This is a genomic window from Rhodoglobus aureus, from assembly GCF_039527955.1.
Classification (GTDB): Bacteria; Actinomycetota; Actinomycetes; order Actinomycetales; family Microbacteriaceae; genus Rhodoglobus; species Rhodoglobus aureus.
Genome location: NZ_BAAAKW010000016.1, coordinates 86,389 through 108,954, shown reverse-complemented (window position 1 = coordinate 108,954; position 22,566 = coordinate 86,389). Strand labels below are relative to the sequence as shown.

Sequence of the window (22,566 nt, the reverse complement as noted above, 5' to 3'; positions counted from 1 at the left end):
ATGTTTCTCTTTGTTTCCCTGTGTTGCGTCATTTGTTTCACTGCCGCGTGCGCAGAAGGGTCGCTCGGCGCACCATGGTGGCATGCCTAGACAAATCCGTTTCAACGCCTTCGACATGAACTGCGTCGCTCATCAGTCCTCTGGAATGTGGCGTCACCCCGACGACCAATCCTGGCGCTATAAAGACTTGGACTACTGGACTGAACTCGCTCAGTTGCTCGAACGCGGTACCTTCGACGGCATCTTCATCGCTGACGTTCTTGGCACCTACGACGTGTATGCCGGGTCCAACGAGGCCGCCATTCGTCACGGCGCCCAAGTTCCCGTCAATGATCCCCTGCTGCTCGTCTCAGCCATGGCGCACGTTACCGAGCACCTGGGTTTCGGAATTACCGCCGGCACGGCGTACGAGCATCCATACCCGTTCGCCCGTCGTATGTCGACGCTCGACCACCTCACAAAGGGGCGGGTCGGATGGAACGTCGTTACGGGGTATCTTCCCTCGGCAGCACGCAACATGGGAAGCGACGATCAGCTCGAGCATGATGATCGTTACGATCATGCCGACGAATACCTCGAAGTTCTCTACAAGCTATGGGAGGGTTCCTGGGAGGACGACGCCGTGATTCGCGACCGAGAATCGGGAGTGTTTACCGATCCAAGCAAGGTCCACGACATCGATCATCGAGGCAAACATTTCACGGTGCCCGGAATCCACTTGTCAGAACCGTCGACGCAGCGCACACCGGTGATCTACCAAGCCGGAGCTTCACCCCGCGGCATCAAGTTCGCCGCCGGAAATGCAGAAGCGATCTTTGTCGCCGCCTCAACAAAATCGGGGTTAACAGCGACAGTTGCACGGATTCGGGATGCGCTCGAGGCGGCAGGTCGGGATCGATACTCAGCGCGCATCTACACCTTGTTGACGATAATTACCGATGCAACGCCCGAGAAGGCTCAGGAAAAATACGCCGACTATCTGAGTTACGCAAGCGAAGAAGGTGCCCTCGTGTTCATGTCCGGCTGGATGGGAATCGACCTCTCGCAGTACGACCTCGACGAGCCCATTGGCAACGTCAAGAGCAATGCGATTCAGTCCACTGTCGCCAACTTTCAACAGGCAAACGACGACGGAAGCGAATGGAAGGTTCGGGACATCGCGCGGCTTGGCGCTATTGGCGGGCTAGGCCCGTTCATCATCGGATCTGGCGAAGAAATTGCGGATGAGTTGCAACAGTGGGTAGAAGAAACCGATGTTGACGGATTCAACCTTGCCTACGCGATAACACCTGGCACTTTCGAAGACGTTGTAGAGCATGTCATTCCCGTATTGCGCGAGCGCGGTCTCTACCCCAAGGAGTATGTCGAAGGCACCTTGCGCAACAAGCTGCACGGAAGAGGAGATCGGCTGCCTGACGAGCACGCGGGCGCACGCTACCGTCGGTCGTTATAGCTTGATGGAGTACTTGAAGCCGATGTGCGACGCCTCGAAGCCCAGCTTTGTGTAGAAGCGGTGGGCGTCAGTGCGCGCTTCATCCGACGTGAGTTGGATCAGTGTGGCGCCGAGCGCGGGCGCTGCGGTTTCAATTACCCAGCGCATCATCGCGCCGCCGATGCCAGAGGAGCGCTGGCTGGCGGCAACGCGCACGGCCTCCACTTGAAGTCGGTGCGAACCGCGTCGCGCCATTCCGGGAATCGCGGTCAGTTGCATTGTCGCGACGACATCACCAGATGGGGCAACAACAACGAGCAGCGCGTTTGCTGGCGTGGTTGCTATCGCGTGGAATGCCTTCTCGTAGGCGGGGCGATCCTCGGGCCGTGCATTATCGCCACGAAGCGAGCTGACAGGGTCATCCGCCAACAGTTGAAGGATGGTGTCGATGTCTCCTAATTCGGAGTACCGAAGAGTCATCTCCCCATCGCGCGTCTGGAGAGTTGTCGGGACCGTCACTTTAGAAAACACGACTATGACGTTATCAGCGTGGGCGGTGACGTCGGACGTGCATCGCGGCATAACGGCAGTACTCGCTATCTCAAGCAATTGCTTTGCCGTTGTGTAACTGAGATCGCAGAGCACGCGTGCACTTATCCGTAGCGTCAGTGGCAACCACCCATTTTCGGGAAACCACGCAGCACCTATCGGGAGGCATTTCAATGTCCACGACAGTTAATTCAACCAAATCAGGTACATCAACGACTTCTCCGTCCTTCGCGCGCCGCGTCGTCGCGGGCGTCATCGGCGGAGTCGCCGGCGGCATCGTCTTCGGGATGCTGATGGCGATGATGGGGACGCTCCCGACGCTGGCGATGATGGTCGGTTCTCAATCGCCCATCGTCGGGTTCCTCGTGCACATGATGATTTCCATCGTCTTCGGTATCGGACTCACGGTGCTGTTCGGCTCACGACTGCTGACCGGATACATCCGTGGCCTGGTCGTCGGAATGGTCTACGGTGCGATCTGGTGGGTACTCGGACCCCTCATGATCATGCCGATGATGCTCGGCGGAGCGCTCTTTGCCATCAATGCGGGTGCGCTGCTTTCTCTGATGGGCCACCTGATTTACGGCGCCATTCTCGGACTTGTTGCTGTGCGTGTTCTTGTCAGATAGCTACTAGCCCACGGACCCACGCCTCGCCAACGACTGGGGTTGGCTGAGGCCGGGTCCGCGCAGGTCGCTGGATGCTGCTAGTAGTTCATGACTTGGTAGCCGTCGACAACGAGCTTGCGAACGCTTGCTTCGCCGCCGTTGTCGGAAAGTAGCGGAAATCCAGCGTCGCGGATGGGCGCGAAAACCTTGTGCGACTTGGCGCAAAATTCGCATGCTCCGACGATGGTGTCGTCGAGGGCTGTGACGAGTCCGTTCATTGCGTGGCTTGGGTCTGCAATCTTGGCGAGAGTCTCGACTCCTGAACCGTCGAACATGACGATTACGTCGTCTCCGGCTGCCTTGAATTCCAGGGCGGTCTTGAGGCCGCGATAAACGCGTGCGCTGTTGTTCTCGAGGGTTTCGAGGATGACGACGGCAATCTTGAGATCTGACATTTATTAGCTCCTTGAGTTGGCCGTCCAACAGTTATAGACGGATCCGTCTAGTAAATATAGACAGGTTCGTCTAGAATTGCAAAATGCCCACAACAACCACTCAGGCTCCGCTCACTTCACGAACGAAACTGTTGAACACCGCAGCCGAACTCTTTTACTCCCACGGCATCAACGCGACGGGCATCGACACCATAATCGCACAGGCGGGCGTTGCCAAGGGGAGCATGTACCATCACTTCCCCAGCAAAGAAGCACTCATCGCCGCCTACCTCCATGAGGAAGCGGATGCCTGGTTGGAGCGCGTGAGGGCAGTCGACGATACGAGCGCGGCACCTGCTGACCGTGTCGCACAGTTGTTCAGCGCGCTTGCTGACCAGGTGGATGCGGGCAAATTCCATGGTTGCCCCTTCACTAATGCGGCGATCGAGTGCCCGGATATGCCCGATGTGCAGGCTGCGATCGTTCGCTACCGCAGGGTGCTCCATCTCCACATTGCTGACTTGCTCAGCGGCGTGGGCGGCGAACCGCTCGTCGCGAATGTCACGGTGATCTACGACGGTGCGCTCACGTCGGCCAAGTTGACCGGCGTGGCCGGGGGAGTCCGCGAGATCGCGGAATTCGTGCGCAGGCTGGTGTCTTCGCAGGCGCAGGCGCAGGCGTAGGCGCAGGCGTAACCTCAGCTTGCGCGATATTCGAATATATGTTCGAATACATAAATGCGGTGGAGCGGGCAGCAGGTCAATAGCGAAGCACCCAATGCTTTGCCAGGGCTCGCGCGCCTCAACAATCTCGTTCGCACCGTACGAACCCCAGAGTTTGCTGGCGTCACTTTTTACGAGGTGCTCGCCAAGAGTGCGCTTAACAAAGTTCCCACCGCCAGTGACATGCCATTCGGGTGGACCATCAATCCGATGCGCGGATGTCTCCACCAGTGCACTTATTGCTTCGCCAGACCCACCCACGAGTTTCTAGATCTTGATGCCGGAAAAGACTTCGATACTCAGATCATCGTCAAGGTCAACGTTGCTGAGGTTCTGGCCAAGGAGCTCAGCAAGCCCAGTTGGGGCCGGCATCCGGTAGCTCTGGGCACAAACACTGATCCGTATCAGCGGGCAGAGGGCCGTTATCGCCTGATGCCGGGGATCATCGCAGCCCTTGCGGCGTCGGGCACGCCGCTATCCATTCTCACGAAGGGCACCCTGTTGCGGCGCGACCTCGCCCTCTTGGCGGAGGCGAGCGAGCATGTGCCCGTTGATGTGGGAATGTCTATCGCGATCTGCGACGACGAGTTGCAGCAGTCGGTTGAGCCGGGCACTCCCACGGCGACGGCCCGGCTGGCGACGGTTACAGCGGTTAGGGAAGCGGGTCTCGATTGTGCAGTGTTCCTCATGCCAATCCTGCCGTTTCTTACCGACACGCGGGACCATCTCGAACGTGCTGTGGCGCAAGTGAAAGCGGCTGGAGGCACGTCGATTGCGTATTCGGCACTTCACCTGAAGCCCGGCACGAAGGAGTGGTACTTTCAGTGGCTCGAGAGAGCTCATCCCGAGTTGGTGGAGAAGTATCGCTCTATGTTTTCGTACGGAACCTACGCGCCTAAGGAGTACAGACAGTGGCTTGCGGCAAAGTTGCACCCGATCATCCGTCGTCACGGTTTAGAGCGCACAGCTCTCGACCCTGCAACGGGGATCGTTGGCTCGAGTACACAGTTTCGCACCCGTGACAGCAACGGTGAGCGCTCACTGATCGCAGAAGAGATGCCGCCCGAATTGGCGGCTCGAGCGATGCCTCAGCCAACGCTGTTCTAGAACCCTCGGCGCGAGAAGCCGCCGCACGGAAGCGCCCTGGTTTCGCAGTCGCTATCAGAGGCTCACCGTCGCTCGCAGTCGATTTCTGGATGCTCCCTCAGCGTTGGCTTCGGGTTCTCGGTGAGGCGGGTTCGTGAGCTGCCCACGTGATTAGTCTGAGCCGAGACAGGGCCTCGCGAATGATGCGGCCGATAAGGAGTAATGTCGCTATGCCGAGCAACAAGAATTCACGACTCAAAGACCCCGAGCTCTACGAAGATTTGCGCGACGATGGCGCATCCAAGGAGAAGGCAGCGCGCATCTCCAATGCAGCAGCAAAGGAGGGCCGCTCCACGATAGGAAAACGTGGCGGAGAGTCCGGCTCCTACGACGATTGGACAGTAGCAGAACTGAAGGAACGCGCGCGGGAACTCGACCTTCACGGCTACTCTTCTCTCAACAAGAGTGCCCTGATTGAAAAGTTGCGTTCGCACTAGCTGGATAGGCTGGTGCTGTGACCCCTACAGCGCAGTCGTATTACGTGCGGCACGACGACACCCACTTTGAGTCGACAATCCATGCACAGGGTGCGTGGAATCCGCACGAGCAACATATGGCTCCGGTTGCGGGCATTATGGCGCACGTCCTCGAAGCGTTTGAGGCGCGACCCGGGCTCCGCATCGCGCGGATCAGCTATGAGATCCTCGGGCTGATTCCTGACGGCGAGTTTGAGATCGTCACGTCGATGGTGCGCCCCGGCCGCACCATCGAACTGGTGCAGGCCGAGCTGGTCGCTGGCGGTCGCATAGCGGTCCGCGCGACTGCGTGGCGCCTGCAGACTTCCGATACCACCGACGTTCTCGGCATTGTTGACCAACGGATGCCCTCGCTTAAGCATGCGGGTGCGCCAGTGAACCTCGCCCAGTGGCCCGGTGGCTACATTCAGTCGATCGAAGCGCGAGCGCTACCGGATCATGCCGCCGGGAGTGGTCGAGTGTGGTTGCGCACGCCCTATCCGCTGCTCACCACCGAACCGGTTAGCGACTTTGCTCGGCTTACGGGTCTGGTCGACACCAGCAACGGAATTGCCACGCGGGTGAAACCGGGCGAGGGGGGCTACGCGTTCCCGAATGTCGACCTCCAGGTGCATCTGTACCGGGTTCCAGCGGGGGAGTGGCTGGGATTAGAAAACTCGGTCAACTTTGGTGCGGATGGCGTGGGCTTGACCTCTACGGTGCTCCACGATGTGGATGGCCCCCTCGGTCGGGCTGAGCAGATTCTCACTCTGCGTAAGCTCTAGCCACCTTCGGACAAATTTTCCCAGTCCCTCTTGCGCCCGGATTCGGGTCGGTCGGTCGGCCGAGATGTCGATGGTGCACGCCATCACGAACGGACCCCAAATCGGTGCCAAGCACGTCGGCACGAGTGGTGCGCATCGCGATGATTCAGAGACCCTCTGGCTCGACGGCGTAGCGAGCAAACCGAGTTAGTTGTCGCGTGGTCGCGAGTCCAGTTCATCGCGACCACGCAGCTTCTCAAGCTCGCGTCGTTCGCGTTTAGTTGGGCGGCCCGCACCACGGTCGCGCCGAGGAGCCATAGCAACCTCTTCTCGGGACGGCGGCGGGGGAGTCTCATCGATGAAACTCTCCGCCGCCGTTACCGCGGAGACCCGCTTGACGATAGTTTGCTTCACAACGAGAATTCGATCAAACCCTGCGATGCGGATCTGCACCTGATCGCCGACTTTCACCGCTTGCGCAGCTTTAACGCTTGCGCCGCCAATCTTGACGTGTCCTGCCCGGCACGCCGTGGTCGCTTGCGAACGCGTCTTGAAAACGCGCACCGCCCATAGCCAACTATCGACCCGAACTGATCCCGCAGCCATCAGACACTAGCGAGTTCGTGCTTCCAGCGCACAAGACGCTGCACTGTGGCGCTTTCATCGGCGGCGAGCGTGCTCATTGCGTCGTCGGGAACGAAAAAGTTGATGGCGAGAAATCCACGCACCGTGTCTGACGGGTCATGGGCGAGCATCCGCAGGACGTCACACGGTGCGTACTCGTTGCGAGCCACACACGCTCGAACGCCGTCATCGGAGTCTTGTGCCAACGCTTCGAATACGTCGACCGGTGTGTTGTGATTGCTGGCCGCGCTTTCGCGAATCTTAGGATTTGCATTACGGGCGAGAAGTCGAAGCCGCGCAATTTTGCTGTCAGTGACCTCGGGGGCGGGGTGCTGTGCAGCTGCCTCCTCGGCGGTGACCATCGACGGCGCCATTGCCCGCATTTGGGCCCGCTGCGCCGGAGTGTTAAAGCGGATGCATGACATGCAGTCAAGGCTACGCCTGATGCCCATCAACTTCGTGCTGCTATAGCGGCATTTCGTTCGCGGATGCTGGCTACACTCGGGGTGTGGCATTCAGTAGTTCACCCGAGATCAGCAATCGTGTGTGGACTGTGCCCAATATCTTGAGTTTCATCAGGCTCGCTCTGGTGCCGCTTTTTCTCTTCTTCATTATCTCGGCTCAAGACGCGCTAGCGCTCATCGTTCTTGTCGTCTCCAGCGTCAGTGACTACCTCGACGGTGTGATCGCGCGACGGTTCAACCAGATCACCAGGTTGGGTCAGTTGCTTGACCCCGCTGCCGATCGACTTTTCATCTTCGCTGCGCTGATTGGGTTAGCGGTCCGAGATGTGATTCCGTGGTGGCTATTCTTCGTGATTGTTGCGCGCGACATCGTGCTCGTGATCCTAGGAATCATTTCGGCCAATTATGGTTTCGGGCCACTTCCGGTTCATCATTTGGGCAAAGTTGCTACAGCCGCACTCTTCTATGCGCTTCCGATTTTGATGTTGGGGCAGGCGTTCCCTGACGTCGCGTGGGCCACAGATCCGATCGGTTGGGCGTTCGCGCTTTGGGGCGCGTTCTTGTATTGGTGGGCTGGCTTCATTTATGTTGCACAATCCGTTCGAATTTCTCGCATTCCGAGGGGTTGAGGAGTGCTCCCATCCGATACGCTGGTTAGTCAGGAGGTTTGCGATGGTTGAGTCAATAAATAATGGTCACGGCGCCGACGTACAGTCGGCAAACGAGACGTCCGCGCAGCCAGTTGTCGAGTCGACCGACACCACGGCGACCTATAGTCTCGAGTTTGCTGCTCAGGTTGCTGCCATGGGCGGCGATGTATCGGCCGACGAGCAGTCGGCGATTACCGCGCTGCCGTCGGGTTCTGCCCTGCTGATCGTGCGCCGCGGGCCAAATATTGGAGCACGTTTTTTGTTGGATGCCGATGTCACCACGGTTGGTCGTCATCCTGAGGCAGATATTTTTCTCGATGATGTCACTGTGTCGCGTCGTCACGTCGAGTTTTTGCGACAGGGCACCACGTTCGATGTCAAAGATCTAGGCTCGCTCAACGGCACCTACCTCGGTGGTGATCGCATCGAGTCGACTGCGGTCCTTCGCGACCGTGCCGAGGTTCAGGTTGGCAAGTACAGGCTCACGTTCTATGCGTCGCGCCGTGATCTTCCCTCTGCGACTGGTAATTAGTGGCTGGGGTTGCGCGTCAAGCGCGTCCATCTCCAGCGCCAGTGCTTTTGAGCATTGGGCAAGTTCTCGCAAAACTCAGTCCTGAGTTTCCTGATCTCACTCCGTCGAAGCTTCGGTTTCTTGAGGAGCGAAAGCTTGTAGCGCCAGCGCGCACTGCGTCGGGGTACCGCAAGTTTTCGCCGTCCGACATGGAGCGACTGCGTTTCGTTCTCTCCATGCAACGGGATCACTATTTGCCGCTCAAAGTAATCCGTGGCTATCTCGAAGAGATGGATGTTGGGCGCACCCCTGAGCTGCCTGGTGGCACCATCGCGGCCGCCTCCATGCTGTCTGCGGAGCGCAAGCTCACTCGCGACGAATTGATCCGAGAGTCGGGCGCAAGCCCCATGCTCTTGGGTGACGCTATTTCGTCGTCGCTCATTGTGGCATCCGATGTTTTTGGCGAAGATTCTCTTGCGGTGCTCAAGTCGCTTGTGGAACTTCAGCGCAGCGGTATTGAGCCGAGGCACTTGCGTGGTTTTCGCGCCGCGGCTGAGCGAGAGCTTGGGCTCATCGAGAGTGCTTTGATGCCGGTTGCTCGTCGCAAAGATGCATCAAGCCGCGCTCGTGCTGCAGAGATGGCTCGCGAAATCGCGGGGCAGTTGGAGATTGTTCGCAGCAGTATTATCCGATCCGCCCTCAGCAGACTCGATTCGTAGTACGGTCGATTTGTTGATCGTTTTTTGGCTTCGGCCGATCACTATTGACGGGCATTGGCGCAGTTTTCCCGACTAATTCCGACACGCCGCGGAGTTTTTGCGAATGTCGTTGATCGATGCGGCGGGCGTGACTACCGTGGGGTAACACGAAAGACTAAGCGTCAACTTCAACATGAAGGTTGCTTGCTTGTCGTGCTGGTCGAATCAGAATCTAGAGGGGCAATGCCATGAGTGAATTGAACCGTAGCGAAACATCACGCTACGACCTCGGCCTCCTCTTTACTGACGGAATGCCAGACCTCAATGACTCCGCCGGCTACCGCGGTGCGGTTGCCGCTCGCGCAGCAGGCATCAGCTACCGCCAGCTCGACTATTGGGCCCGCACCGAGCTCGTCGAACCGACCGTTCGCGGTGCCGCAGGCTCAGGCTCGCAGCGACTCTATGGATTCCGCGACATTTTGGTTCTCAAACTCGTAAAGCGCCTCCTGGACACCGGCATCTCACTGCAGCAAATCCGCGTTGCGGTCAACCAGCTTCGCGAATCGGGCATCCACGATCTCGCACAGACCACGCTCATGAGCGATGGCGCCAGTGTCTACCTGTGCACGTCCAACGACGAAGTCATCGACCTCGTCAGCCGCGGCCAGGGTGTCTTCGGCATCGCTGTTGGCAAAGTTCTTCGCGAGGTCGAGACAAGCCTCATCGATCTCGACACTGTCAAGGGTGAAGACCCTATGGATGAGCTGGCTAAACGCCGCGTATCCCGCGCCTCTTAGGCGCCCACACTTTCTCAGGCGCGCACGCGTCTCACCGGCACGCGCTGACTTCTCGGGCGCCGCGCTAGTTGTTGTACTCGCCCATTCGTGCCGCGCGCATGACGCGGTCGAGAAGGTGGTCGAAGTTGCGCGCCATCTCTTGAGCGCTCTCGCCAGGCCATACATGAAGTGGTTTCGCGGCGCCCTGGGCCTGCTGAAGCGACGTGCGCTCTGGCAGTTGCGGGGAAAGCACAAGCGGGCCGAACATGTCTCGCAGTTCTTTGATGCGGAACTGGTGTTCGAGAGACTGTGAACGCAAACGATTCACAATGATGCCGAGTGGCTGAAGTCGGGGAGAAAGCCCGCGACGAATCTCTTCAATTGCCCGAAGCGCACGATCGGCGGCCGCGACAGAAAACAGTCCAGGTTCGGTGACGATCGCGACGCGGTCACTCGCAGCCCACGCAGTACGTGTGAGCGCGTTAAGCGACGGTGCGCAGTCGATGAGCACCAGATCGTAGTCAGCTTCGACGTTAGCGAGAGCTTCTTCGAGCTTCCAAATATCGCGGATGCTCGGGTGCGGGCCATCAAAGTTAATCGCCGATGGCGAGCCGATGAGTACGTCTATTTTGCCGGGGCGACCCTTAGTCCACCCACTGGGCGCGATGGCCGCGCGCACGATCTTCTCTTTGGGAGAAGCGAGCACGTCGGCAACATTGAGGTGACCGGTGACATCGATATCCATGCCGGTCGACACATCGGACTGGGGATCAAGGTCGACAACGAGAGTTCGAAGACCGCGAGCGAAGGCTGCCGAAGCGAGCCCGAGCGTCACAGTCGTCTTTCCTACGCCCCCCTTGAGAGAGCTAACGCTAAGTACGTGCACGAGTAACGACGATACCTTCACTACTGTTAAGAAACCTAAAACTCCACCAACTTTTGCGCACCCTTGAGGAAACTGCCAGAGTTCAATCACTCTAGGCTTGGTTTTTGTCGGGAAGGACCGAATGTTTAAGAAGATTCTCGTTGCCAACCGAGGCGAAATCGCAATCCGTGCAATGCGCGCGGCTGTCGAGCTCGGTGCAAGAACTGTTGCCGTTTTTCCGTATGAGGATCGAAACTCGGTCCATCGGCTTAAAGCCGACGAGGCATACCTCATCGGCGACGAGGGGCACCCCGTTCGCGCCTACCTCGATGTTTCGGAGATAATCCGGGTCGCTCAAGAGTGCGGCGCTGACGCTATCTACCCTGGCTACGGCTTCCTGTCTGAGAATCCGGAGCTCGCTCATGCGGCAGCGGATGCGGGAATCGCCTTCATCGGTCCGCCGACGAAGGTGCTCGAGATGGCCGGAAACAAGGTCACCGCCAAAGAGCACGCCATTGTTGCGGGAGTTCCCGTGCTCAAGTCGACTCCGGCAAGCACTGACCTCGATGAGCTTCTTGCTGGCGCCGACGATATCGGTTTCCCGATCTTCGCCAAGGCTGTGGCTGGCGGCGGCGGTCGTGGAATGCGTCGCGTCGAGAAGAAAGAGGATCTCCGCGATGCTCTAGTGGCTGCGATGCGCGAAGCCGAAAGTGCTTTCGGCGACTCGACGATGTTCCTTGAGCAGGCGGTTGTGCGCCCGCGCCACATTGAGGTGCAGATTCTTGCTGACTCGCAGGGCAACATCATCCACTTGTTTGAGCGTGATTGCTCAGTTCAGCGTCGGCACCAAAAGGTTGTTGAGATTGCCCCGGCGCCCAACCTTGACGAAGACACGCGCCAAGCGATGTACCGCGATGCCATCGCGTTTGCGAAGTCGATCGACTACGTCAACGCTGGCACCGTCGAGTTCTTGCTCGACACCGCGGGAGAGCGCAAAGGTGAGCACGTCTTCATCGAGATGAACCCGCGCATTCAGGTTGAGCACACGGTCACCGAAGAGGTCACCGACGTCGACCTCGTTCAGTCACAGATGCGAATTGCCTTCGGGGAGTCGCTCGAAGAATTAGGACTGCGTCAAGACGAGCTCAAGCTACGCGGAGCGGCCCTCCAGTGCCGCATCACGACCGAAGACCCGGCAAGCGGGTTCCGGCCAGACACCGGCAAAATCACCACGTACCGCTCGCCCGGTGGCGCCGGCATCCGTTTGGATGGTGGAACGGTTTCTGCCGGTTCGCAGATTTCTCCCCACTTCGACTCCATGCTCGTCAAGATGACCTGCCGTGGCCGCGACTTTGCGTCGGCGGTGCGTCGTGCGCGTCGTGGACTCGCGGAGTTTCGTCTTCGCGGTGTCACTACGAACATCCCGTTCCTTCAGGGTGTGCTCGACGACCCAGAGTTCATTGCTGGTGACCTGAGCACGGCGTTCATCGACGAGCGCCCCGAGCTGGTGAACTCGCACCGCTCGAAAGACCGTGGCACGAAGATCCTCACGTGGTTGGCTGAAGTTACAGTCAATCAGCCGAATGGCGATGGTGCAGGCATCATCAATCCGCAGCTCAAGCTTCCGACGGTTGATTTGTCAGTTGAGGCACCTGCCGGTTCGCGCCAGCGGCTGCTGGAGCTTGGCCCGGCCGGTTTCGCTTCGGCACTGCGCGAGCAGAAGGCTCTGGCGGTCACGGAAACCACTTTCCGCGACGCACACCAGTCGCTCTTGGCTACTCGCGTGCGCACGCGTGATCTCGTTGCTGTAATGCCGCACGTTGCACGCATGACACCCGAGCTGCTCTCGGTTGAGGCCTGGGGCGGGGCAACGTACGACGTTGCTTTGCGCTTCTTGGCAGAAGACCCGTGGGAGCGACTCGCGTCAATGCGCGAGGCTCTGCCCAACGTGGCCATCCAGATGCTGCTTCGTGGTCGAAACACTGTCGGGTACACGCCATACCCCACCGAGGTGACGGATGCGTTCGTTCGCGAGGCTGCAGACACCGGTGTAGACATCTTCCGTATCTTCGATGCACTCAATGATGTTTCGCAGATGCGCCCGGCTATCGATGCGGTGCTCAACACGGGCACCGCTGTCGCTGAGGTCGCACTCTGCTACACGGGTGACTTGCTCGATCCCAACGAAGACCTCTACACGCTCGACTACTACCTCAAGCTTGCCGACCAGATCATGGAAAGCGGCGCTCACGTGCTGGCCATCAAGGACATGGCAGGACTCTTGCGTGCTGAGGCCGCCGAGACCCTCGTTTCGGCGCTGCGTGAGCGTTTTGACGCTCCTGTGCACGTGCACACGCACGACACCGCCGGTGGCCAGTTGGCTACTCTGCTCGCCGCATCGCGTGCCGGTGCGGATGCTGTGGATGTCGCTAGCGCCCCGATGGCGGGAACGACAAGCCAGCCTTCTCTGTCGGCTCTCGTCGCGTCCCTCGCACACACCGCACGGGACACCGGAATTTCGCTCGATGCAGTTTCGGATCTCGAGCCGTACTGGGAGGCCGTGCGTCACACGTACGCACCCTTCGAGTCTGGGCTCCCTGGGCCAACCGGCCGGGTCTACCACCACGAAATTCCGGGTGGTCAGCTGTCGAACCTGCGCCAGCAGGCGATTGCGTTGGGCCTTGCAGACCAGTTCGAGACCATCGAAAATCTTTACGCTGCGGCAAACAAGATGCTTGGACGTCCGCCAAAGGTCACCCCGTCGTCCAAGGTTGTGGGAGATCTCGCACTTGCGCTTGCAGCGGCCAAGGCTGACCCGGCTGACTTTGAAGAGAATCCAGACAAGTACGACATCCCTGATTCCGTGATTGGGTTCATGGCGGGGGAGTTGGGCGAACTGCCTGGCGGTTGGCCAGAGCCGTTCCGCTCGAAGGTTCTCAAGGGGCGTAACGTCAAGATTGGCGTTGAGGAGATTAGTAAAGAGGATCAGGCTGCTCTCGACGGTGAACCCGTTGAACGTCGTTCCGCGCTCAATAGGCTCCTCTTTGCTGGTCCGACGCAAATCTTCGAAAAGGCTCGAGAGGCTTACGGCGATCTTTCTGCTCTTGCTAGCACCGACTACCTTTACGGGTTGCAGCAGGGTCACGAGCACGTTGTCGAGATCGCCAAGGGTGTTCAGCTCTTCGTGGGGCTTGAGGCGATCGGTGAGGCTGATGACAAGGGCATGCGCACGGTGATGGCTACGCTCAACGGCCAGCTACGTCCGGTCTTTGTGCGTGATCACGGCATTAAGGTCGACTCGACCGCAACAGAGAAGGCAGATTCCTCGAAACCGGGCCACGTCGCGGCACCGTTCTCTGGTGTAGTGACACTTCAAGTTGAGGAGGGCGCGAAGGTCGAAGCAGGCCAGCCAGTTGCGTCAATTGAGGCGATGAAGATGGAAGCAGCAATTACTGCATCCGTTGCTGGCACGGTCAAACGTCTCGCGATCCCCAAGACTCAACAGGTGGATGCTGGTGACCTTTTGGTCGAGATTGAGCCCAGCTAGGCACACTTCTATAGGCTACGAACGTGGCCGTTGTTGAAGCAACGGTCACGTTTGGCTCCTTTACGCGGTAAAGTTGTGTGTTTGCTTTCTGAAAGGGATCGATAAGTGGCTACTAAGCGCAATGAACCCGATGTGCAGTCGTCCGCTGACGACAAAAATTCGTTGGCCGATCACGACTCGAAAGATTCGACGGTCAAAGAGGCACCGAGCAGCGAAAGTCTCACCTTTACGTTGTCGTTGCCGACTCCCGTTCGGGAGACTCCAGCGCATGAGGCCGCTGTCGCGATCGATGATGTTGCGGTGAACGCCCATCACGTCGACCCTGCCTCGATGGCTACGACGTCAATTTCGTTTGTTCCGGCATCGGTTGTGACCATGCCCCCTGAGGTTGCCCCTGAGGCTGCGGTTATTCCCGAGCTACCGCCGGTCGATCATCCGACGACTCGTCGAGGTCGTCAGCGCGCCGAAGTTCGCCCAGCGCCGGAGACGGCAACGATGCTTACTGCCGAGCGTCTCATCAACCAGAGTAAGAAAAGTCGCCGCCCAGCGCCTGAGGGTTTCGTGCAGCAACTCGTCTACGCGGTGACGTTCCACTTGGTCAACATGGGCGACTCATATCGTGTGCGTGAGCGCAAGGCTCTTGAGGCTCGCATTACGAAGATGTTCACTGGCGGCACCCGGTTCGTTCCTGTGCTTACCCGCAAGGGTGGCGTTGGCAAGACAACGATCACGGCCCTGCTCGGTATGGCGTTGGCCGATACCCGCGAAGACCGCATCATTGCGATCGATGCTAACCCCGACCGTGGAACGCTCGCGGAACGCATTGACAAGCAGACCCGTGCCACGGTGCGCGATGTTGTGATGCGCTCAGACTCGCTTCACACCTTTAGCGAGTTCCAGACCGTTGTCTCGCGCGATGAAACTCGACTCGACGTTCTCGCCTCCGACACCGACCCCCACGTCTCTGAGGCATTCGACGAGGATGACTACAACGTCGTCGCCGATATGGCCGAGCGTTTCTATTCGGTTGCGATCACCGACTGCGGCACTGGCATCGTGCACTCCGTAATGCGCGCCACACTTCAGCGAGCTGATTCTATTGTCATCGTTTCGGGCGGCAGTGTTGACGAAGCACGGTTGGCATCCGAGACACTCACGTGGCTTGAGTTGAACGGTCATGCCGACCTTGTCAAGAACGCCGTCGTTGCGTTGAACACTGCCACGCAGGGGACCAACCTGGTGAAGCTCGAGGAGATCGAGGCGCACTTCAAATCGCGCGTGCGTGAAATTGTTCGTGTTCCGTACGACCCGAGCCTCGCAACAGGTTCGGTGGTGCACTACCGTGACCTCAATAAGTTGACCAAGAACGCTGCCCTTGAGCTTGCTGCAGTGGTCATGGATGGCCTCCCTGAGGTTCGGACCGACTGAACCTATGACTGTTCGTGAGATTCGTCTCTTTGGCGATCCCGTGCTTCGTTCCGCGTGCGATCCGATTATTATCGGCGACGCGCGTGCTGCGGCGCTTATCGATGATCTGATCGAGTCAGTTCAGATCCCTGGCCGCGCTGGCTTGGCCGCCAACCAGATAGGGGTCAGCCTGCGCGCGTTTAGCTACAACATCGATGGCGAAGTCGGCTACATCATCAATCCCGTGCTCGTCGAAGTGTCAGGCGAGCCCGAGCTTATGGATGAGGGATGCCTGTCAGTGCCCGGCTTCTACTTTCTGACGCGGCGCCACCCATTCGCTCGCGTGACCGGTGTTGACCTCGATGGCGATCCTGTAGAGCTCAGCGGCGAAGGGCTGATGGCTCAGGCACTTCAACACGAAACCGATCATCTCGATGGACATCTCTATATTGAAGGTCTCGAGCCCGAGTCTAAGCGTGAAGCAATGCGCGCGATTCGCCAAGCGTCTTGGTACTAGCCGGCACAATTCGATCCCTTAACAAGAAATCCCCCGCCGCGTTCGCACGCTGCGAGGGATTTCTTGAATCGGAGCGTTGCTCCTCGGTAACTACTGCTGAGAGGTGACTTCTACTTGAGCGAAATACCTTCAGTCGCCGGTGAGTTCGAGTACAGAGCATCGATTACGTCGGCGAAGTCCGCGAGAATCACGTTTCGCTTGATGGTCAACTTCGGCGTGAGGTGACCACTGGCTTCGGTGAGATCCGAATCAAGGATATGGAACTTGCGAATCGATTCTGCCCGCGAGACTCTCGCGTTGCCGACGTCGATCGCACGCTGTACTTCAGCGAGTACTGCCGGGTGCTTGGCTGCCTGCTCCACCGTCCACGTTGCATCGAGACCGTTGTTATTGAGCCAGACCGGCAGCATCTCCTCGTCGAGTGTGACGAGCGCCGAAATGAACGGGCGTTGCTCGCCAACGACCACGACTTGGCCGATGATCGGGTTGGCGCGAATGGGATCTTCGAGAGCGGCTGGGGCGACATTCTTTCCGCCAGCGGTAACGATGATCTCTTTCTTGCGACCGGTGATCTCAAGATAGCCGTCTTCATCGAACTTGCCGATGTCGCCGGTCTTGAACCATTCACCATCGAAGACTTCGTCGGTGGCTTCCTGGTTGTTCCAGTAGCCATCGAATACGCAGACGCCCTTGGCCTGAATCTCGCCATCCTCAGCGATACGAACGGAGACCCCGGGAAGTGGGGGACCGACCTTACCGATCTTGAAGTTGGATGGCTTATTTACCGAGATCGGAGCCGTTGTCTCTGTGAGGCCGTAGCCCTCGAGAATCGTCAGACCCAAGCTGCGATAGAAGTGTCCGAGGCGAAGTCCCAGCGGCGCTGAACCAGAAACGGCGTACTTGACGCGCCCTCCGAGTGCTGCACGAATCTTTGACAGCACGAGTCGGTCGAAGATCGCGAACTGAATCTTCATGCCGAGAGGCACGTGTCCGGCATCCAATGCTTTCGAATGCGCGATTGCAACGTCAGCAGCCTTGCGGAAAATCTTGCCCTTGCCACCGGCTTCAGCCTTTTGCTCCGAGGAGTTGTAGACCTTCTCGAACACACGCGGCACTGCCAAGAGGAATGTCGGTTTGAACGATGCCATTGAGGGCAGCAGCAGTTTTGTATCAGGCTGGTGTCCGACCTTTACGCCACCGTGGATGCACAGGATCGAGATAAAGCGAGCGAAGATGTGTGCCGTTGTGATGAACAGCAGTGTGCTCGACTCGGGGTTTACGACCTCGGGAATTGCCTTCTGCGAGTTGCGGCACAGCTCGACGAAGTTCGAGTGCGTAAGAACACACCCCTTCGGCTTGCCAGTGGTGCCAGACGTGTAAATGAGGGTAGCGAGATCGGAACCCTTGGCCAAGTTGCGACGACGCTCAATCTCTTCGTCGGTAACGTCCTTGCCTGAGACCGCGAGCTTGTCAACATCGCCAAGATCGATCTGCCACACGTTGGTAACGGCGGGCACATCAGCGCGAATTTCATCGAACCGCGCAAAGTGGTCGGGAGTTTCGGTGATGATCGCGATCGCACCAGAGTCAGTGAGGTTCCACTGGATCTGTGTTGGCGAGCTGGTCTCATAGATTGGAACAAGCACCGCACCCGCGAACCAGGTCGCGAAGTCGATGAGCGTCCACTCGTAGCGCGTCTTGCACATGAGCCCGATTTTGTCGCCGGGCTGAATGCCTGCGGCAACAAGGCCTTTGGCAACCGACTTTACTTGGGTGAGGAATTCTGACGACGTGACATCACTCCAGCCGCCATTGGCTGTAGGGAGTGAAAATAACGCGCTATTGGGCGTAGCCGCGACACGATCCATTAAGAGATCGGTAACGTTCGCTTCCGGGTCAGCCTCAACGATGGCTGGTACATCAAACTGTTTCACGGCAACTCCTTTGGCACCGGTAAGGTGGTCTACTCCACTCTAGCTACGTCTTGCACGCCTAGCTATCCGCGCATTGGTGCGGGAGACTATTTGCACCCGTTTGTGGGGTACGTTCTGCTGCGCGGTAGAGTAGAAGATCCCGCGAGCAGGAGAAAGAGGCACCATGTTCTATTGGTTTATGAAGAATCTGGTTGCCGGTCCCATCCTAAAAACCGTGTTTCGGCCGTGGGTCTCCGGGCTTGAGAATCTGCCACGCAAGGGCGGCGTAATCCTCGCCAGCAATCACCTTTCGTTCATCGATTCGGTTTTTTTGCCTCTCGTGATGGATCGTCGCATTTTCTTCCTCGCTAAGAGCGATTACTTCACCGGCCGCGGTATCCGCGGATGGCTGTCGCGTGCCTTCTTTAATGGCACAGGGATGCTTCCCATCGACCGCTCCGGTGGCAAAGCGTCCGAGGCATCGCTCAATACTGGGCTCGCGGTTCTCGCTCGTGGCGAGGTGCTCGGTATCTACCCCGAGGGCACGAGAAGCCCTGACGGCAAGATGTATCGCGGCCGCACCGGTGTTGCTCGCATGATCTTGGAGGGCCACGTTCCTGTAGTCCCTGTGGCGATGATTGACACCGAAAAGGTCATGCCCATCGGCACCAAGATTCCTCGCATGGGCCGCATTGGCATCGTCTTCGGCGAACCGCTCGACTTCAGCCGCTTCGAAGGTATGGAGGGTGACCGCTTCATTTTACGTTCGATTACCGACGAAATCATGTATGAACTCAACCGCATCAGTGGTCAGGAATACGTGGATGTCTACGCTACGTCGGTCAAGGAACGCGCGACTCCTGCTCGTCGCCAGCAGTGACACGAGACGCCCAGTTGAGCCGGTAAGCTCATAGGTGGGTCACAAGCCCAGCCATTTTCGCAGTAACTGTATGAAGGAATCTCCCTGTGGTCGACCCGTCAGAACCAGTCGTGCTCGCTGATCCAGCCGTGATCGCTGGTCTCGACAACTGGCGCACACTCCCCATCAAGCAGCAGCCACAGTGGCCGGATGCCGATGCTGTCGGTGAAGCGTCGAGCAAGATTGCCTCGCTGCCTCCGCTGGTATTCGCCGGTGAAGTTGATCGCTTGCGCGATCGTTTGGCGCGTGCGGCGCAGGGTGAAGCATTCTTGCTGCAGGGTGGCGACTGCGCTGAGACTTTTGCTGGCGCTACGGCCCAGCAGATCAGTGATCGAGTTAAGACGATTCTGCAGATGGCCGTTGTTCTTACGTATGGTGCGTCCAAGCCCATCGTCAAGATGGGGCGCATGGCAGGCCAGTTTGCCAAGCCTCGCTCGAGCGACTTCGAGACCCGCGGAGATGTCACTCTTCCTGCTTACCGTGGTGACATCGTCAACGGCTTCGACTTCACGCCAGAATCGCGCACCGCCGATCCCGCACGCTTGGTTGAGGGCTACCACACCGCGGCATCCACTCTGAATCTCATCCGTGCGTTCACCCAGGGTGGCTTTGCGGATCTCCGCCAGGTGCACTCCTGGAACAAGGGCTTTGCGGCGAACCCCGCCAACCGCCAGTACGAGAGCCTCGCTAAGGAGATCGACAAGGCGGTGCGCTTCATGGAAGCGGCCGGCGCCGACTTCGACGAGCTCAAGCGCACCGAGTTCTACTCAAGCCACGAGGGCTTGCTCATGGATTACGAGCGCCCGATGACGCGCATCGATTCGCGAACCGGAACGCCATACAACACGAGCGCCCACTTCTTGTGGATCGGGGAGCGCACCCGTGATCTTGATGGTGCCCACATCGACTACTTCTCACGCCTGCGCAACCCCATCGGTGTGAAGATTGGCCCATCGACCACTGCGGAAACGATGAAGCAACTCATCGACAAGCTTGACCCTCAGCGCGAGCCCGGTCGATTGACGTTCATCACTCGCATGGGTGCTGGCAAGATCCGCGATGCGCTTCCGCCCCTGCTTGAAGCGATAAAGGAGATGGATGCGACGCCGCTGTGGGTTTCTGACCCTATGCACGGCAACGGCCTCACCACGCCGACTGGCTACAAGACGCGTCGTTTCGATGACGTCGTCGATGAGGTCAAGGGCTTCTTCGAGGCGCACAGTGCCGCAGGAACGTACCCAGGTGGCATCCACATTGAGCTCACTGGTGACGATGTCACCGAGTGTTTGGGTGGTTCAGAACAGATCGACGAGGCCACCTTGGCTACTCGCTACGAGTCGTTGTGTGACCCGCGACTCAACCACATGCAGTCGCTTGAGCTGGCGTTTCTCGTAGCCGAGGAACTCCGCGCTTTCTAAGCGATAGCGTTTCAGCACCATCAGCGCTCGCTAGTTGGTCTTCCTTCCTTCGCGGGATTTGGCCGCTGGCGAGCGTTTGTGTTTGTCGCGGGGCCGGGCGAAGAAGGGCAGCGCGAGTCGAGGCCAGACAGGTTGAGACGAGAAGCCAGACGGTGTCGAGTTAGCTAGCCGTAGATTGTGACGTCGGATCCGCGCTTGATCATCTCGCCACCTGTGGGGTTCTGATCGGTGACCTGCGCGGGAGGGAAGCTCCAGAAAATTTGTTGAATCGCGGTATCGACGGTGACGACGAATCCTGCTTCTTCGAGTTCTCGCTTTGCTGCGGCGATGTTGTCGCCGATCACGTCGGGCATCTGCACGAGGTCTGGCCCGCGAGAAATGATGAGCGTCGCGGTATCGCCCTCACGGAAGGTGCGGGCGTTTCCATCGCCATCACGTTCGGGATCGATTGCGACGACGGTGCCTTCTGCGCAGTCATTGAAGACCTCACTGCCACGCTCCGACTTGAGCCCGACACCGGCAAGGATTTGTGACGCTTCATCGACGGTCGCGCACGCAACGTTAGGTAGCGGTCCCGAAGAAACGATTAGGTAAACGTTTTGCTGTTCGCCGTAGGTCTCTGCGCCGAGGATTGAGGTCTCGTCGGCGCCGAGCACGTCAATCACCAGCCCAGCGGCGATGTCACCGTCGAACTGCTTGATGACGGGCTCCACGAGGGTGAATGGCGCGGCCTCAATAGCGTCGCGTGCCTCTTGTTCGGTCATTCCGGCGAAAGCGGGGACAGCAATGGGTTGCGGGCCTTGGGAGATCAGCAGAGTTACGGGCGCACCGTTCGGAACTGATGAGCCGATTGCGGGCGTCGAGTTGGCGACTAGATCGATGGCGACGACCGGGTCGAAGGTTTCGCCAAGCTCATCGCTAACCTCGAGTCCCAGGTCTTCGAGAATCGCTCGCGCGTCTTCGGGCGTCGCGCTCTGAATGCTTTCGGGAATCGTCACTTGCGATCCTGGACCAGACCCGAAGTACCAACCGGTTCCTGCTGCGCCGCCGACCAGCAAGACGATCAGTACGAGCAACCACCAGCCGCGAGACTTCCTTTTGGTTGCGCGCGTCGAGAGCGTTGTCGTGTTCTCTGAAACCTGTGTTGGGGCCGGCGGCGCTACATGCTGCAGCTCTGCGCCGAATATCTGGGTCTCGGCGGTTGACCTCATCGACTCCGCCGCTGGCGCGCTAGGCAGCACCATCGTGCGCTGTACCGCGGTGGACGCTGTCGGCGGCAGTGCGGTCATCAGCGAACTGTGCGTTTGGTACAGCTGGTCGAGCAGAACTCGCGCATCGCGAGGACGATCATCCGGCTCACGGGCGGTCGACCACAGCACAAGATCGTCGAGTTCAGCCGGAACAAGATGGTTGGTGGCGCTGGGGCTCGGCACCGCATCGTTTGCGTGCTGGTAGGCAATCTGCATTGGCTGTTCGCCCTTGAAGGGCTGCTCGCCAACGAGCATTTCGTACATCATGATTCCCACGGCGTAGATATCGCTGCGAGTGTCAGCTATACCGCGAGTCACGAGTTCGGGGGAGAGGTAGGCGATGGTGCCAAGCAGAGCTGCCCCTGTTGCGGTGTTCGCACTGGCAGCACGTGCCAGCCCGAAATCGGCAATCTTGATGCGCCCGTCGTCTGCGAGCAGAACGTTTTCGGGCTTCAAGTCGCGGTGCACGATCCCGGCTTTGTGGGCTGCGGCTAGCCCGGCGAGCACTGCTTCCATAATGTCGAGCGTTTGCTCGGTCGTGAGGACGCGGTGCTCAAGTAGAAGATCGCGCAGGGTAATCCCGGGCAGGTACTCCATGACGAGATACGCCATGTCACTGTCTTGCCCTTGATCGAAGACGTTCACGACGTTGGGATGCGCGAGACGCGCAGACGATCGAGCCTCTTGAACGAAGCGTTCTTTGAACTTGCTGTCGTCGGCAAGATGGCCATGCATGATCTTGATGGCGACCTTGCGCTCAAGCCGAAGGTCGGTGGCAAGGTACACGGTGGCCATGCCGCCACGGGCGATCCGCGAACGGATCTGATACCGGCCGTCGAGTAGACGGCCGATCATCGGATCAGTGTTGTTCGCATTCACTCTCAGAGTCTAAAGTTC

The 22,566-nt window shown here is 58.8% G+C and carries 22 protein-coding genes; 15 read left to right on the top strand and 7 right to left on the bottom strand.

What is annotated here, in order from left to right; genetic code table 11:
- Positions 1-82 precede the first annotated feature (82 nt).
- A complete protein-coding gene (locus ABD112_RS03400; RefSeq protein ID WP_343923171.1) occupies positions 83-1,453 on the top strand; it encodes an LLM class flavin-dependent oxidoreductase in 1,371 nt (456 codons plus the stop codon).
- Here the strand turns inward: ABD112_RS03400 and ABD112_RS03395 are convergent.
- A complete protein-coding gene (locus ABD112_RS03395; protein ID WP_343923170.1) occupies positions 1,448-1,963 on the bottom strand; it encodes a GNAT family N-acetyltransferase in 516 nt (171 codons plus the stop codon). The two genes, ABD112_RS03400 and ABD112_RS03395, sit on opposite strands and share 6 nt — an antisense overlap.
- A gap of 191 nt (positions 1,964-2,154) precedes the next feature.
- Here ABD112_RS03395 and ABD112_RS03390 point away from each other — a divergent pair, with 191 nt between their 5' ends.
- On the top strand, positions 2,155-2,610 hold the full coding sequence (locus ABD112_RS03390) for a hypothetical protein (RefSeq protein ID WP_343923168.1): 456 nt from the start codon (positions 2,155-2,157) through the stop codon (positions 2,608-2,610).
- A 77-nt stretch (positions 2,611-2,687) separates the two neighbouring features.
- Here ABD112_RS03390 and ABD112_RS03385 read toward each other — a convergent pair whose 3' ends face one another.
- Positions 2,688-3,044, bottom strand: a complete 357-nt coding sequence (locus ABD112_RS03385) for a sulfur reduction protein DsrE (protein ID WP_343923167.1) — start codon at positions 3,042-3,044, stop codon at positions 2,688-2,690.
- An 83-nt stretch (positions 3,045-3,127) separates the two neighbouring features.
- On the opposite strand from ABD112_RS03385, the gene ABD112_RS03380 reads away from it, so the two are divergent.
- From ABD112_RS03380 to ABD112_RS03365, 4 genes are all read left to right on the top strand, one after another.
- Positions 3,128-3,706, top strand: coding sequence for a TetR/AcrR family transcriptional regulator (locus ABD112_RS03380; RefSeq protein WP_343923166.1), 579 nt, complete (start codon positions 3,128-3,130; stop codon positions 3,704-3,706).
- Between the two features lie 54 nt (positions 3,707-3,760).
- Positions 3,761-4,852 (top strand): Rv2578c family radical SAM protein, encoded by a 1,092-nt coding sequence (locus tag ABD112_RS03375; RefSeq protein ID WP_343923164.1) that lies wholly within the window; start codon positions 3,761-3,763, stop codon positions 4,850-4,852.
- Between the two features lie 209 nt (positions 4,853-5,061).
- Positions 5,062-5,328 carry a DUF7218 family protein gene (locus ABD112_RS03370; RefSeq protein ID WP_343923163.1) on the top strand — a complete coding sequence of 89 codons (267 nt, stop codon included), beginning with the start codon at positions 5,062-5,064 and terminating at the stop codon, positions 5,326-5,328.
- A 17-nt stretch (positions 5,329-5,345) separates the two neighbouring features.
- Positions 5,346-6,131 carry a thioesterase family protein gene (locus ABD112_RS03365; RefSeq protein WP_343923161.1) on the top strand — a complete coding sequence of 262 codons (786 nt, stop codon included), beginning with the start codon at positions 5,346-5,348 and terminating at the stop codon, positions 6,129-6,131.
- A 186-nt stretch (positions 6,132-6,317) separates the two neighbouring features.
- Here the strand turns inward: ABD112_RS03365 and ABD112_RS03360 are convergent, their stop codons facing one another.
- Together ABD112_RS03360 and ABD112_RS03355 are read right to left on the bottom strand one after the other, a co-directional pair.
- A complete protein-coding gene (locus ABD112_RS03360; protein ID WP_343923159.1) occupies positions 6,318-6,716 on the bottom strand; it encodes an RNA-binding S4 domain-containing protein in 399 nt (132 codons plus the stop codon).
- Positions 6,716-7,159 (bottom strand): hypothetical protein, encoded by a 444-nt coding sequence (locus ABD112_RS03355; protein ID WP_343923157.1) that lies wholly within the window; start codon positions 7,157-7,159, stop codon positions 6,716-6,718. The genes ABD112_RS03360 and ABD112_RS03355 overlap by 1 nt, the downstream gene beginning before the upstream one ends.
- 83 nt (positions 7,160-7,242) lie before the next feature.
- Between ABD112_RS03355 and ABD112_RS03350 the strand changes: the two genes are divergently transcribed.
- The 4 genes from ABD112_RS03350 (at position 7,243) to ABD112_RS03335 (ending at position 9,854) form a co-directional block, all read left to right on the top strand.
- The gene (locus ABD112_RS03350) at positions 7,243-7,827 is read left to right on the top strand and encodes a CDP-alcohol phosphatidyltransferase family protein (protein ID WP_343923155.1); all 585 of its coding nucleotides are present in this window, start codon (positions 7,243-7,245) and stop codon (positions 7,825-7,827) included.
- A 43-nt stretch (positions 7,828-7,870) separates the two neighbouring features.
- Positions 7,871-8,380 carry an FHA domain-containing protein gene (locus ABD112_RS03345; protein ID WP_343923153.1) on the top strand — a complete coding sequence of 170 codons (510 nt, stop codon included), beginning with the start codon at positions 7,871-7,873 and terminating at the stop codon, positions 8,378-8,380.
- Positions 8,380-9,078 (top strand): transcriptional regulator FtsR, encoded by a 699-nt coding sequence (ftsR, locus tag ABD112_RS03340; protein WP_425563792.1) that lies wholly within the window; start codon positions 8,380-8,382, stop codon positions 9,076-9,078. The genes ABD112_RS03345 and ftsR overlap by 1 nt, the downstream gene beginning before the upstream one ends.
- 227 nt (positions 9,079-9,305) lie before the next feature.
- Positions 9,306-9,854 carry a MerR family transcriptional regulator gene (locus ABD112_RS03335; protein ID WP_343923150.1) on the top strand — a complete coding sequence of 183 codons (549 nt, stop codon included), beginning with the start codon at positions 9,306-9,308 and terminating at the stop codon, positions 9,852-9,854.
- Positions 9,855-9,918: 64 nt separating this feature from the next.
- Here the strand turns inward: ABD112_RS03335 and ABD112_RS03330 are convergent, their stop codons facing one another.
- Positions 9,919-10,719 (bottom strand): ParA family protein, encoded by an 801-nt coding sequence (locus ABD112_RS03330; protein WP_343923191.1) that lies wholly within the window; start codon positions 10,717-10,719, stop codon positions 9,919-9,921.
- A 121-nt stretch (positions 10,720-10,840) separates the two neighbouring features.
- Here ABD112_RS03330 and ABD112_RS03325 point away from each other — a divergent pair, with 121 nt between their 5' ends.
- From ABD112_RS03325 to ABD112_RS03315, 3 genes are all read left to right on the top strand, one after another.
- Entirely contained in the window at positions 10,841-14,245 is a 3,405-nt protein-coding gene (locus ABD112_RS03325) for a pyruvate carboxylase (RefSeq protein WP_343923149.1), read from the top strand.
- A gap of 105 nt (positions 14,246-14,350) precedes the next feature.
- The gene (locus ABD112_RS03320) at positions 14,351-15,673 is read left to right on the top strand and encodes a nucleotide-binding protein (protein ID WP_343923148.1); all 1,323 of its coding nucleotides are present in this window, start codon (positions 14,351-14,353) and stop codon (positions 15,671-15,673) included.
- Positions 15,674-15,677: 4 nt separating this feature from the next.
- Entirely contained in the window at positions 15,678-16,169 is a 492-nt protein-coding gene (locus ABD112_RS03315) for a peptide deformylase (protein WP_343923146.1), read from the top strand.
- A gap of 110 nt (positions 16,170-16,279) precedes the next feature.
- On the opposite strand, the gene ABD112_RS03310 is transcribed toward ABD112_RS03315, so the two are convergent.
- Positions 16,280-18,103, bottom strand: a complete 1,824-nt coding sequence (locus ABD112_RS03310) for an AMP-dependent synthetase/ligase (protein ID WP_343923144.1) — start codon at positions 18,101-18,103, stop codon at positions 16,280-16,282.
- A 163-nt stretch (positions 18,104-18,266) separates the two neighbouring features.
- Between ABD112_RS03310 and ABD112_RS03305 the strand changes: the two genes are divergently transcribed.
- Entirely contained in the window at positions 18,267-18,962 is a 696-nt protein-coding gene (locus ABD112_RS03305; protein ID WP_343923142.1) for a lysophospholipid acyltransferase family protein, read from the top strand.
- Positions 18,963-19,048: 86 nt separating this feature from the next.
- Positions 19,049-20,419: a class II 3-deoxy-7-phosphoheptulonate synthase gene (locus ABD112_RS03300; protein ID WP_343923140.1), complete on the top strand. Its 1,371-nt coding sequence runs from the start codon at positions 19,049-19,051 to the stop codon at positions 20,417-20,419.
- Between the two features lie 164 nt (positions 20,420-20,583).
- Here ABD112_RS03300 and pknB read toward each other — a convergent pair whose 3' ends face one another.
- Positions 20,584-22,548: a Stk1 family PASTA domain-containing Ser/Thr kinase gene (gene pknB / locus ABD112_RS03295; protein WP_343923138.1), complete on the bottom strand. Its 1,965-nt coding sequence runs from the start codon at positions 22,546-22,548 to the stop codon at positions 20,584-20,586.
- Between the last annotated feature and the right edge of the window lie 18 nt (positions 22,549-22,566).